The organism is bacterium 336/3 (assembly GCA_001281695.1).
GTDB lineage: Bacteria > Bacteroidota > Bacteroidia > Cytophagales > Thermonemataceae > Raineya.
The window spans coordinates 2,066,467-2,079,423 of sequence record LJIE01000001.1 but is presented as its reverse complement, the minus strand read 5'-3'; the positions used below and the strand labels follow the sequence as shown (position 1 = coordinate 2,079,423).

Below are 12,957 nucleotides of genomic sequence, written 5' to 3'. Positions count from 1 at the left end.
CGATTGGTATATTTTTGAATAAAAAAATTTATATAATTGGTTGAAGAATTCTTTCTCTGATATAATTATCTACAAAATCCATCATGGTTTCTAAATATGTCTTATCTAAATGCGAAAAAGACATTAAAATACTTCCATCTATCATGGTATAAAGCACTTTGGCCGTTTGCTCTGCATTCAGGGTTTCTTTAAATTCCTTACTCTCAATACCCATTTGGATAATTTTAGTGAGTTTGCCTTCCATTTTTTTAGCTTCATAACAACCTAAAGCATATAATGTAGGGTTGATATTTTTAGCATCAATGGTCACATTGATAATTGGGCAACCTCCAAAATCTACCATGAAATCATAATAATTTCTGTAAAATTCCGTCATCAAAAACAGTTTTTCTGTTGGATTTTTGCCTTTAATCATAAAATCGTACAACCATTGGTTTACTTTCTTAAAATTATATTGAAAAGCCTTGACAGCTAAATCTTCTTTCGACTCAAAATTTCCGTAGATTGCTCCTTTGGTAAGCCCTGTGGCTTCTTCCAAATCAGACAGACTCGTAGCAGTATAACCCTTTTTGTTGAATACAGGGGCTACTTTTTCAATGATAAACTCCGTTGTTTGTTCTGCTTTCGATTTCATGTTACAAAGATAATGAAAAATACCGAATGGTATAATTATTTAAAAAAAATATTTTTGATTTAAAACAATGTATTTTGAATATGCTTATTTTCACTTTTTTTCTTAATACTGATTCAAAACTATAATTATGAGTTTAAAAATAAATATTGTTTTAATTCTATTAGTCTTTTTGTCTATGCCATTAGGGATTTACAGTCAAAATTTATTTAATTCAAATGGTTTTCAGAGAGATATGATTGATATTGTGGTTGCTAAAAAAGAAAGAACTGCAAAAACTTATAAGAAATGGAAAATGATAAATTTACATAATATTGATGATGATTCTGTGAAGGTTTATATAAATGATACATTATTTACCAAAATTTGTGTAAGAGTTGATTGTTTTGAAAATGACATTTTTATTTTCAAAGGTAAAGAAAAGGTGAAAAATGTAAATATGGCTGTAATTCTTACCAGAAGAAAAAGATACATAAGATTTCAAACAAATTTTTATGATGGGACATATATAACGATAAAGTTTTTTTCAGATAATGAGGGCTATTGGAAAATACAGCAAAATAAAATCAAAAAAAATCCTATGTTAATGTGTCCTTAATAAAAACTCATCTTTCATAAAACAAAAAAGAGGCGTACGCCTCTTTTTTTATGCTTGTTCTTTCTGTTCTTCTTCAGGTTTGGGAGCAATTTTCTCAAGGTCTCCAATAATTTCAGAATAAATAATATCCGAAACATCTTTGAAAGGAATCAGACGTTTGTCTTTGTCATCACTAGGTTCATCATAAGTGTAGCTTCCAAACTGCACTGAACCCGTTTTCACGAAAAACAGTCTGCCAATATGAGCATCATCATAATCGTAATAGCCCATAAAAATTCCATCCACTTCTATTATGGCATCTACTCCAGCCTCTTCAAACGATTTGCGATAAGCAGAAACCATTCCTCCATCTACCACTGAACCACGTTGCCAGCCTAATTTCTCAAAATATCCCACAGCAGCACGAGCATCTACTTTTCTACCACTGAAATTACTATTGATGAGTAAATTTTTATCTGCATCTGTAATCAAGTGAACAGCTCTACTCATTTGATCAAATATTGCTTCTATACCCAATTCGTAGAATTTATCTTTCCACTGACGACGTTCTTGTTCTGAAATATGCAATGGATGCAACATTCCTACCATATTTTCCTCATCAATACTGATTTCCTCATCTTCCAAATTGAGAAGAGTCGTATCCTCCGAGCAATAGAAAGCATTAATCAGTTTTCCATTTTTATCAAACTCTCCCCAAATTAACTTAATGGCATACACAAACATAATTGGATTACCCAAGAAGAAACGTTCCCAATTTTCTTTTGTCCAACGTCTTCCAATTACCATATATTGCTCTAAACGATCTGACTGTGAACGAACTATATCTCTTACTTCTTTGGCAATTTCTTTAAACTCCGTTTTGAGTTCTTCAGGTGTACCTTTGGGAGGTGATTTGAGTTTTTTATTGTTCTCATCAAAATAAGCCAATTTGAAATCGTTATCAATAAAGGCTCTGTATTCTGCTCCTTTAATGTCAAATGATTTAAACAACCCATCAAAACCAAAATCAGGGATAATGCTATCAGCCAGTTCATAAGGGCTTATTCCTAATTCTTCTGCTGCTGTTTTCAAAGCATTTTTGGCAGCCTCACCAATATTTTTGTTCTTAGAACGATATTTTCTTGAGAAAAACTCCACAGCTCTCAAAGCTTTGTTTGAGCCTATCAGAGCGAGTGCCCCTACAGCATATTCTGCCATTTTAAGCCTTGCTCCTTCACCAGATTGTTGCCAATTACCTTGATTATCCTGAAACCACTTCAGGGTGTTTTCAGCCCAACGTTGAACTGTAGAACGTAATGTTTGTACCACATCATCATCTCCCAGCAAACCAGCCAATGCCAAACAATATTTTTGTTTAGAATCTGCTCCATTTCCCAAGTATAGATTGAAAATTTCTTTGGCAAATGTTCCACTTTTACTTCTATCCACAAGATTTAAAACTACTTTTGCCTCAATATCAGACTTCATTTCTTTGGCTCTACCCATTCTATAAAGCAAGAAACGGACAGTATCCAAGTCTAATTTTTTACCTGATTGGAAATGTAAAGCTGGTAATTTTGTTTCATCTATCCATTTCTCAGCTTGCTTATCCAATTTTCCTCTTTCTTTGGCAAAAGCTACCATTTCAGCTACTTCCTTCTCTCCTGCTTTCTTATAAAGCTTATCTGCAAGGTTTGTAAGCATCAAATCTCTTGCATCATCACTTTTTTCTGCATTCAGGGCTTTCATCAAGATTTTCTTGGTTTTTTCATTCCCAATCAAAGAAAGTATCAAAGCTCCTGACTGCCTTGTATCAGCATTTTTGCCTTCCAAAAGCATTTTTTCGGCATTTGGAATGGCTTTATCTTTTTGTTTGGAAAGGGTAACAGCCACTAGTTCCCTTACACCTTTATTTTTACCTTTGGCAAGTTCCCAGAGTGTATCTTCGAAGGCTGTGAAATCATGTTTCTGAATGGCTTCAAAAGCTGTTTTAAAGAAATTACGATTATTTTTCTTACCATCAGCTTTGAGCATTGTAAACAACAACGGAATAGAATCTTGTTTTAAGTTTTTCTCTACTACTTTTACAATTTGTTCATTGAAACGAGAAGTTTCTACTACAAATTTATCCAAATAAGGCTTGAAGTTTTTGAAGTCAGTTTCTAACAGTTTATCAATAATAAAGGCACTCATGGGCATATAATCCACATATTCGCCTTTTTTGTTGTATATATTCTGATAACTTTCGTAGAAGTAACTACTTTTTGAATTGTTTACTTCATTGGTGTACCAATCCAAATATTCATACAAAATTTTTAATCTTTCCTCATCATATTTTTTAGGAAAATGCTTGTCTAAAAGCTCAAAACCATCAATTTTTTCTTTAGGGTCGGTTTTTTTACTAATGATAACGTAAGCCTCTTTTTCATATTTTTTGGCATCTTTTGTTAAAAAAGTATCTATTACACCTCCTTGATTAAGATAAGATACTTTAAAAAACTCTTTAGCATTATTTTCCGCTACTTCAGGGCGATTATGAATCAAAAGCCTCACCAAATACTCCACAGAATACTGATAATCGCAAAATGCCTTGATAACCATTTTTTCGTTTTCTGCGATTTTTTGGAGAATAAACTCTCCTTGAGGAGTAGGTTTGTTTTTATCGTTGAGTAATTGATAGTAGCTACGATAAGCAAAATCTTTGAACAAATCAGCTTCTTTTAATCCACTGGAAATCAATTTTGTCCATAAAAAACCTAAGACACCTTCCTTAGGATGCTCATTACCTACCCTTTCTATCCAATACCAAAATGTATATGATAAATCTTGCCAAATGCCAGATTGTGTAAGTAAATTAAAAACCAGTTCATTTTTTGCTCCCCATTCAGAAGGAATATCAAGCATTTCTACCAAATGGCTAAAATACCATCCATAATAACTGTTTGCAGGGGTTGTCGGAATATTTTTAAGATTGCCAGTCAAATATTTTTTTACATCATCAAAAAAATTAACGAATTTGGGTTCGTTTGTGATGTAATAGCTACCTCTTTGTTCTACTGAGGCGATAAAGTCTGCGAGTTCAGCATCTGTGTATGCCATAAAAGTTGTTTTTTGATTGTATAATGATTTTAATTACAAGTTCTTATTTTTGTGTGGTAATTTATAATTTTTTTCGAAAACAAGAATCTTACTTCGTAAAAATGTTACGTACTATTCAAATATTCTATTAAACTTTTTCATTTTCATTCTTTTATGAAGTTTTTTCTACCTTTTTCGTGGTTGTATGGTGGCATCATGGATATACGCAACTGGCTCTATGACCATCAAAAAGTTCGTTCCTTTCGTTTTGAGGTTCCCATGATTAGTGTAGGTAACCTCACTGTTGGTGGAACGGGCAAAACACCTCACATTGAATATCTGATACGTTTTTTACAAAATCATTTTTCCATCGCTACTCTCAGCAGAGGCTATGGTAGAAAAACCAAAGGTTTTTTGTTGGCTCATCCTGAAATTTCCAGTATAGAAATTGGTGATGAGCCCATGCAATTTTATGAAAAATTTGGAAAAAACATAATTATTAGTGTAGGAGAAGAACGAGCTTTGGCTGTACCATATATTTTACATGACCATCCTGAAGTAAATCTAATTTTATTGGATGATGCTTTTCAGCATCGCCCTGTTCAACCAGATATTAATATCATGCTCACAGACTATAAAAGACTGTTTTACAACGATTATCCTTTTCCTGTGGGCAGATTGCGTGAACGTAGACATTCGGCAAAAAGAGCCAATATCATTCTGGTAACCAAATGCCCCAAAAGTTTATCAGAAAATGAGCAACAAAATATTATTCAAAATATTCAAAAATATAATGCTCATGCCCCTATTTTCTTCACCTATTTTGATTACTCAAGTCCAAAAAGTTTATTTCTGAAAGAAAAAGTCTGTTCTAAAAACGTGGCATTGGTTTCGGCCATAGCTCAACCTGCTCATTTTGAAAAAGATATGAGATATTTGTTTGATGTACGCCATCATTTTATGTTCCCCGACCATCATTTCTTCTCTGAAAAAGATACACAGCATTTTATTAATTTCCTTGAGCAAAATCCTGATTGTGATCTAGTTTGTACAGAAAAAGATGCCGTGAAACTCAAAGAAATAATTATTCCTGAAATATTTAAAGATAGATTTTTTAGTATGGGAATTGATGTTCGTTTTTTAGAAAAAGAAACAGTTTTTCAAGATTATATTCAAGAAAAACTGCTTAAGAGAATGAAAGAAATTCAGGAAAATTAAGCGTCTACCCAAAGATTGTCTATCAAACGAACCTCTCCTACAAAAGCAGCAACACACAACGCTTTTGCTTTTGAATGTTTTTGTAGGTTTGGAATATTTTCTAAAGTCTGAGCGTCTGCTATTTCAAAATATTCTAATTCAATGCCTTCTATTTGAGCGAAAAATATTTGGACTTGCTCTTGAATCTGCTCAAGAGAGTGTGTGTTAAGCATTTTTTCAGCCATTTGCAAAGCTTTATAGATATTGGAAGCTATTTGTATTTGTTCCGTACTCAAACGTTTGTTCCGTGATGACATCGCCAAGCCATTTTCTTCACGGACAATTTGGCATCGTACAATCTCAATAGGAAAAGACAAATCGCTGGTCAGTTGCTTGATAACAAGGTACTGTTGTAAATCTTTTTGACCAAAATAAGCCTTATGTGGCATAACTATATGAAAGAGTTTTGAAACTACCAATGCCACTCCATTAAAATGTCCTGGTCTAAACTTTCCTTCCATCGTGGTTTCTAAAAACCCAAAATCAAATTTAATTTTGGCAGGCTCTGGATACATTTCTGCATCAATGGGTGCAAATAAGATATCACAACCCACAGAACGCAACATTTCTGCATCAGCATCTAGGATACGAGGATATTTTGCCAAATCGTCAGGATTATTGAATTGTGTTGGGTTCACATAAATACTACAAACAACTATGTCATTTTCGGCTTTGGCTTGTTTAATCAGTGCAAGATGCCCTTGATGCAAAGCTCCCATTGTAGGGACAAAACCTATTTTTTGTGATTGTTGTTGCAAAACCAGAAGCATTTCTGTTAGTTTTGAAATATTTTGAAATATTTGCATCATGAAAAGAGCAGAATATGGGCATATTACGATTTATGTTTGCAATATTGAAGTATTTTTGAATAAAAAAAATGCTTTTTCATTTTTTTTGTGTAAATTGCACCCGAAATAATTTTTTGTACGTAATCCCTATATTATGTCAAAACTCCGTATATTGTACGTAGCCAGTGAAGTAAACCCCTTCTTACAAACCACTAAAGTAGCCGACTTTGTCAGACAAATCCCACAAGCCATGCAGGAAAGGGGCATGGAAATCAGGATTTTAGTTCCTCGATTTGGAATTATCAATGAACGAAAGAATCGTTTACACGAGGTAGTCAGGCTTTCGGGCATCAATATCTCGGTTGGTGATGAAGAAAAACCACTCACAATCAAAGTGGCTTCTATTCCAAGTGCCAAATTACAAGTATATTTCATTGATAATGAAGACTACTTCCAAAGAAAATCAGTATTTGTGGACAAAGACAATCGTTTCCATGCTGATAATGACGAAAGAGCCATCTTCTTCTGTAAAGGGGTTCTTGAAACTATTAAAAAATTAGGTTGGTCGCCTGATATTATCCACTGTAATGACTGGATGACAAGTCTGATTCCCATGTACTTGAAAACAACTTATCGTAAAGACCCTATCTTTCAAAGTACCAAATCTGTTTTTAGTGTTTACAACAATGCATTTTCACATCAATTCAGTGCCGATTTTGCAGAAAAAGCTCGCATGATTGATATTGATGATGACATGATTGCTCATTTACAACAAGCAACTTTTGTCAATATTGTAAAAACTGGCATCAAATATGCTGATATGGTGGTGAGTGCCGAAGATGAGTACAGCGAAAAATTACAATCACTTCTAACTGAAATGGAATGTGAGTGTAAAATAAACCATATTCCTTTTGCCTCAGAAGAACAAAACCAAGCTCTTTCAGACTCTTACTACAATCTATACCATGAACTTAGCAGTTGTTAAAACTTTTTTTTCATTATCAGTCCTAAGCACAATTTTATTTTCTTGTAATAAATCTACCTCTATAGGTAGTGAACTTCAACCCCAAAATCTTGGGGTTGTTTTCACTGATGACATTACAATTGAAACATCTACAATTCTCATTGACCCTATCAATACAACAAACAGAGAAGTTTTATTGGCAGGGCAATACACAGACTCTCATTTAGGACAAATCAAGGCTTCTGCTTTTTTTGCAGTACAACCTTTCAACAAAATTTTCAATTTTGGGTCTAATCCACAGTTCAAATCGGCTGTATTTTCACTTCCTGTAAGTTTTTCGTATGGAGATACTACTCAAAATCAAACACTTAGCTTACACAAGCTCAATAATTTTATAGACCCCAGTCGAGTTTATTACAGCAAAGATGCCATTGCTTACGACCCAACACCCGTAGCAAGTTATACATTTAAGGGCTCGGAAGCTACAACCTTTAGAAAGTTAGAAATTCCTCTACCTGATAGTTTCAGAGATAACATCATTACTCTTGTAAACAACAATGCTGCTGATTCTTTAGAACAATCTGAATTAGATAACTTTGTCAAAGGTTTCGCTTTAGTACCTCAAGGTGGAGAAGCTATTTGGGGTTTTAGAGTAACTGGTAGCATTCCTGCTGCCATTGAAATCAAATATATAGATGATAATGGCTCTGAACAAACATATCGTATTTCTGTACGAAATGCAGCATCTACTAATGATATTGTAGGCGAAAGATATAATTCTTTGAGATTTAATGGTGTAACAGCCAATAGAGCAAGTACTCCTTTAATTTCTTTGAATCAGAGTTACCAAACCATTCCTGCTGGGCAAACTCAAAATCTAACATATATTCAAGAGTCTTTGGGTATTAGAACTAAAATTACTTTCCCTGACTTAGGAAAACTTGTTCAAAATCAAACCGTTGCTATCAATAGAGCTGACTTAATTGTTGCTCCTATTGAAAATACTTTTAATGATTTTATCAGAACTCCAAGGCGATTAGAATTACAAATTTTAGATGAAAATAGTAGAATAAAGGAATATTACTTCCGATTTACCGACCCTCTTTTTAGAGTAGCTGTTCAAGATACTCTTCTTCAACGAGTGCAAGTAGAAGGTGCAAGTCCTTTTGGATTAGCAAGTCCTTTAAATGTTGGCCTTAGTGGGCTGAGTAATTCTTATAATTTTGAGATTACTTCATACATTCAATATTATTTGAATCAGCTCAACCCCCGTTATAAAGGAAGCAATAAACTACCAAATAATGGATTAGTTTTAGCATCTGATTTGGGCAACTCAGGTATTTCAAGACTTGTATTAGGTGGTTACAATCATCCTAAACAACCTATGCGATTACGAGTGTTTTATACCATTGTAAAGTAAGTTTTAAACATCATTAACTCTCTAATTTTTTATGTGTGGAATAGTTGCTTATGTAGGACATCGCCAAGCCTACCAAGTTATCATCAATGGTTTAAAGCGTTTGGAGTATAGAGGTTACGACAGTGCAGGGGTTGCTCTACTAAATGGAGGACTCAATGTATATAAAAAGAAAGGAAAAGTAGCTGATTTAGAAGCCTCTTTAAAAAACGAAGGGCACCTCAATAGCCATATTGGTATCGGACATACTCGTTGGGCAACTCATGGAGAACCTAATGATACCAATGCTCACCCACATTACTCAGCCAATAAAAACATGGCTATTATTCATAATGGAATTATTGAAAACTATGCTTCTCTCAAACAAGATTTGATTAGCAAAGGACATACATTCCATAGTGATACTGATTCTGAGGTTTTTATTTATCTGATAGAACACATCAAAGAACATGAAAAATGCTCTTTAGATGAAGCTGTAAGACTTGCTATGACTCAGGTTGTAGGGGCTTATGCTATTGTGGTTATTTCTAAAGAAGATAGTACACAATTGGTTGCAGCTCGTAAAGGTAGCCCTTTGGTAGTAGGTGTTGGGGATGGTGAATATTTTTTAGCCTCTGATGCTACTCCTATTGTTGAATATACAAAAAAAGTTGTGTATTTGAATGACCATGAAATCGTCGTGATTCGTGGTGGAGAATTACAAATTCGTACTGTTGAAGACTTACCTATCACACCTTATATCCAAACATTGGATATGGAGCTTACTCAAATAGAAAAAGGTGGTTACAAGCATTTTATGCTTAAAGAAATTTTTGAACAACCCAAATCATTACGTGATAGTATGCGTGGGCGTATCAATGCTGATAAAAACCATTTAGTTTTAGGAGGCTTGATAGAATACCAACAACGCTTGATGAATGCTCAAAGAATTGTGATTGTGGGTTGTGGAACATCTTGGCATGCAGGTTTAGTAGCTGAATATTTATTTGAGGAGTTTGCAAGAATACCCGTAGAAGTTGAATATGCTTCTGAATTCCGTTATAGAAATCCTGTTATCAACGAAAATGACATTGTTATAGCCATTTCTCAGTCTGGTGAAACTGCTGACACTTTGGCTGCTATTGAGCTTGCTAAAAGCAAAGGAGCTATCATTTTTGGAGTATGTAATGTAGTAGGTTCTTCTATTCCAAGAGCCACACACTCAGGAGCTTATATCCATGCTGGTCCAGAAATTGGCGTAGCCAGTACAAAGGCTTTTACGGGACAAGTAACAGTACTTGCGATGATGGCTCTCATTATTGGCAGAGCCAAAGGAACTATCACAGAGTCTAAATTTCAGGAAATGATTGCTGAACTTAGTAGCATTCCTGAGAAAGTAGAGCACATCTTGAAAACTACTGATGAGCAAGTTCGTTATATTGCAGAAGAATTTAAGGATGCTAAAAACTTCTTGTATTTGGGTAGAGGCTATAATTTTCCTGTAGCTTTAGAAGGTGCTTTAAAACTCAAAGAAATTTCTTATATCCATGCAGAAGGCTATCCTGCCGCAGAAATGAAACATGGTCCTATTGCTCTCATTGATGAGCAAATGCCTGTTGTATTTATTGCTCCTAAAGATAGTTCTTACGAAAAAATAGTTAGTAATATCCAAGAAATAAAAGCTCGAAAAGGAAGAATTATTGCTGTTGTAACAGAAGGTGATACTGAAATCAGCCGTTTATCTGAATTTACAATCAATGTTCCACAAGTTCATGAAGCATTCTCTCCTATTCTAACGGTTGTGCCTTTGCAGTTGCTTTCGTACCATGTGGCTGTATCATTGGGTAAAGACGTTGACCAACCTCGCAATTTAGCCAAGGCTGTAACAGTAGAATAGTAAATAACAAGATTTTTTTTACATGAAAATCTTATAGGTTTTAAACAATTGATAATCAAAATTGCTTAAAACCTATAAGGTTTTTCTTTTTAAATCATTTTTATGAGATTTATATATATAACTTTACTCTTTTGTATTTTTGGATTTATCACATTTGCACAAAATACAAAGCCGAATTTTAGTAGAAAAGGGAATTTAGTATTTAATTGGGGTTATAATAGAGCCGAATTTACCAAAAGTAATTTACACTTTATTGGAAAAGACTATGATTTTACAATAAAAAATAGTGTGGCAAAAGATGCTCCCACTAAGTTTAGTTGGGAAACATATTTTAGTTTAGTCAAACTCTCTATCCCTCAATATAATTTTACAACAGGTTATTATATTAATGATAATATTAGTATTTCATTAAATATAGATCACATGAAGTATGTAATGCAACAAAACCAAGTTGCTAATATTGATGGTTATATCAATGAAGTAGGGAATCCTTATAAGACTGTTTATAACAATCAGCCTACAACTCTTACAGAAGACTTTTTGACTTTTGAGCATACAGATGGATTAAATTATGTAAGCATAGAAGGAGCCTATACCACTAATTTGTATGCATCTCCAAAAAGGCATTTCCAAGTAGAAGCTATGGCTGGATTGTCTATAGGGGCATTGGTTCCTAAAACAAATGCTAAATTGTTTAACCATCCAAGGAATGATGAGTTTCATTTGGCAGGCTTTGGAATAGCTCCAAGATTAGGCTTAAATTTTGTATTTTTCAAAAAAGTATTTATTCAAACAAATTTGAAGGGTGGTTGGATAGACATGCCAGATATTATTACACGCAACAAAAATTTAGGCGATAGAGCAAAACAGAATTTCTTCTTTTTACAAGAAAATGTCACATTTGGCTTCATAACTCCTATTAAAAAAAGATAATTTTTTTAAACTCATATTCAAAGGCTTGAAATTAATTTCAAGCCTTTTGTGCTTTTTGGGGTTATTTTACTAAATTTGCAAAATTTTCTTTTGCTTGTATGAAGACCAAAACCATCAAAAAAAATAAAGTGAATATTGTTACGTTGGGATGTGCCAAGAATTTGGTGGACTCAGAAGAACTTTTCACACAACTCAAAGCCAATAAATTTGACGTAAGCCACGAATCCAAAAAAGATGATGCTGGCATCATCATCATCAATACTTGTGGTTTTATAGACAATGCCAAACAAGAATCCATTGATACCATTTTGCAATATGCAGATGCCAAAGAGTCGGGCTTGATTGATAAATTATATGTTACAGGCTGTTTATCACATCGTTATAAAGATGATTTGGAAAAAGAAATTCCACAAGTAGATGCTTTTTTTGGAACAAATGAATTACCTCGTATTCTTAAAACTCTTAAAGCTGATTATAAACATGAGCTTGTAGGTGAACGTTTGCTTACTACGCCTGCTCATTATGCTTATCTCAAAATTTCGGAAGGTTGTGATCGCCCTTGTTCGTTTTGTGCTATCCCACTCATGCGTGGAAAGCATGTTTCCAGACCAGTGGAGCAACTTGTAGAACAAGCTCATAATTTTGCTAAGAAAGGGACAAAAGAGCTCATTTTAATTGCTCAGGATTTAACTTATTATGGTCTGGATATCAATAACAAACGTACTTTAGCCGATTTGTTAGAACGCCTTTCTGATGTTGAAGGTATAGACTGGATTCGTTTGCAGTATGCCTATCCTGCGGGCTTTCCATTAGAAATTTTGGATGTAATTAAAAATAAAAGTAATATCTGTAACTATTTGGATATGCCTTTGCAACATGGCTCAACGGAAATACTGAAACACATGCGTAGAGGTATCACAAGACCCAAAACGGAGGAATTGATTGACAAAATTCGCCAGAAAGTGCCTGATATTGCTCTTCGTACCACTCTGATTGTAGGACATCCACATGAAACTGAAAATCACTTTGAAGAAATGTACGATTTTGTGGAGAAAATGCGTTTCGATAGATTGGGTGTATTTACATATTCTCATGAAGAAAATACTCATTCATTCTCCATGCCTGATGATATTTCAGATGAAATCAAGCAAGAAAGAATCTCTGAAATCATGGCATTGCAACAAGATATTTCTTTTGAGCTTAATCAACAGAAAATAGGTAAAACTTATAAAGTGCTTTTTGATAGAAAAGAAGGTGGTTATTTTATTGGTAGAACAGAGTTTGACTCTCCTGAAGTAGATAATGAGGTTTTGGTAAAAGCTGATAAAAACACTTATTTGCGTATTGGAGATTTTGCTCAAGTGAAAGTCAAAGAAGCACAGGAATTTGATTTATTTGGCGATTTGGTTGCTCAATAAGCTATTATTATTTATTTT

At 33.9% G+C, this 12,957-nt stretch carries 10 protein-coding genes; 7 read left to right on the top strand and 3 right to left on the bottom strand.

Annotated elements, in window-relative coordinates:
- Positions 1-28: 28 nt before the first annotated feature.
- Entirely contained in the window at positions 29-634 is a 606-nt protein-coding gene (locus AD998_09625; GenBank protein ID KOY86369.1) for a hypothetical protein, read from the bottom strand.
- Positions 635-761: 127 nt separating this feature from the next.
- Between AD998_09625 and AD998_09620 the strand changes: the two genes are divergently transcribed.
- On the top strand, positions 762-1,229 hold the full coding sequence (locus AD998_09620; protein KOY86368.1) for a hypothetical protein: 468 nt from the start codon (positions 762-764) through the stop codon (positions 1,227-1,229).
- 48 nt (positions 1,230-1,277) lie between these two features.
- Here the strand turns inward: AD998_09620 and AD998_09615 are convergent, their stop codons facing one another.
- Positions 1,278-4,307 (bottom strand): hypothetical protein, encoded by a 3,030-nt coding sequence (locus tag AD998_09615; GenBank protein KOY86367.1) that lies wholly within the window; start codon positions 4,305-4,307, stop codon positions 1,278-1,280.
- 153 nt (positions 4,308-4,460) lie between these two features.
- Between AD998_09615 and AD998_09610 the strand changes: the two genes are divergently transcribed.
- Positions 4,461-5,504 (top strand): hypothetical protein, encoded by a 1,044-nt coding sequence (locus AD998_09610; GenBank protein KOY86366.1) that lies wholly within the window; start codon positions 4,461-4,463, stop codon positions 5,502-5,504.
- Here the strand turns inward: AD998_09610 and AD998_09605 are convergent.
- The gene (locus AD998_09605) at positions 5,501-6,349 is read right to left on the bottom strand and encodes a pantoate--beta-alanine ligase (protein ID KOY88132.1); all 849 of its coding nucleotides are present in this window, start codon (positions 6,347-6,349) and stop codon (positions 5,501-5,503) included. The two genes, AD998_09610 and AD998_09605, sit on opposite strands and share 4 nt — an antisense overlap.
- Positions 6,350-6,485: 136 nt before the next feature.
- Between AD998_09605 and AD998_09600 the strand changes: the two genes are divergently transcribed.
- From AD998_09600 to AD998_09580, 5 genes are all read left to right on the top strand, one after another.
- Entirely contained in the window at positions 6,486-7,316 is an 831-nt protein-coding gene (locus AD998_09600) for a glycogen synthase (GenBank protein ID KOY86365.1), read from the top strand.
- Positions 7,297-8,715 (top strand): hypothetical protein, encoded by a 1,419-nt coding sequence (locus AD998_09595; protein ID KOY86364.1) that lies wholly within the window; start codon positions 7,297-7,299, stop codon positions 8,713-8,715. The genes AD998_09600 and AD998_09595 overlap by 20 nt, the downstream gene beginning before the upstream one ends.
- 31 nt (positions 8,716-8,746) lie before the next feature.
- Positions 8,747-10,588: a glutamine amidotransferase gene (locus tag AD998_09590; GenBank protein KOY86363.1), complete on the top strand. Its 1,842-nt coding sequence runs from the start codon at positions 8,747-8,749 to the stop codon at positions 10,586-10,588.
- Between the two features lie 102 nt (positions 10,589-10,690).
- Positions 10,691-11,521 carry a hypothetical protein gene (locus AD998_09585; protein KOY86362.1) on the top strand — a complete coding sequence of 277 codons (831 nt, stop codon included), beginning with the start codon at positions 10,691-10,693 and terminating at the stop codon, positions 11,519-11,521.
- A gap of 98 nt (positions 11,522-11,619) precedes the next feature.
- Entirely contained in the window at positions 11,620-12,939 is a 1,320-nt protein-coding gene (locus AD998_09580; GenBank protein ID KOY86361.1) for a ribosomal protein S12 methylthiotransferase RimO, read from the top strand.
- The last annotated feature ends 18 nt before the right edge of the window (positions 12,940-12,957 follow it).

What these genes read in the sequence shown, in the direction of transcription:
- AD998_09625 (KOY86369.1), bottom strand. Translation starts at nt 634, where the DNA reads ATGAAATCGAAAGCAGAACAAACAACGGAGTTTATCATTGAAAAAGTA.
- AD998_09620 (KOY86368.1), top strand. Translation starts at nt 762, where the DNA reads ATGAGTTTAAAAATAAATATTGTTTTAATTCTATTAGTCTTTTTGTCT.
- AD998_09615 (KOY86367.1), bottom strand. Translation starts at nt 4,307, where the DNA reads ATGGCATACACAGATGCTGAACTCGCAGACTTTATCGCCTCAGTAGAA.
- AD998_09610 (KOY86366.1), top strand. Translation starts at nt 4,461, where the DNA reads ATGAAGTTTTTTCTACCTTTTTCGTGGTTGTATGGTGGCATCATGGAT.
- AD998_09605 (KOY88132.1), bottom strand. Translation starts at nt 6,349, where the DNA reads ATGCAAATATTTCAAAATATTTCAAAACTAACAGAAATGCTTCTGGTT.
- AD998_09600 (KOY86365.1), top strand. Translation starts at nt 6,486, where the DNA reads ATGTCAAAACTCCGTATATTGTACGTAGCCAGTGAAGTAAACCCCTTC.
- AD998_09595 (KOY86364.1), top strand. Translation starts at nt 7,297, where the DNA reads ATGAACTTAGCAGTTGTTAAAACTTTTTTTTCATTATCAGTCCTAAGC.
- AD998_09590 (KOY86363.1), top strand. Translation starts at nt 8,747, where the DNA reads ATGTGTGGAATAGTTGCTTATGTAGGACATCGCCAAGCCTACCAAGTT.
- AD998_09585 (KOY86362.1), top strand. Translation starts at nt 10,691, where the DNA reads ATGAGATTTATATATATAACTTTACTCTTTTGTATTTTTGGATTTATC.
- AD998_09580 (KOY86361.1), top strand. Translation starts at nt 11,620, where the DNA reads ATGAAGACCAAAACCATCAAAAAAAATAAAGTGAATATTGTTACGTTG.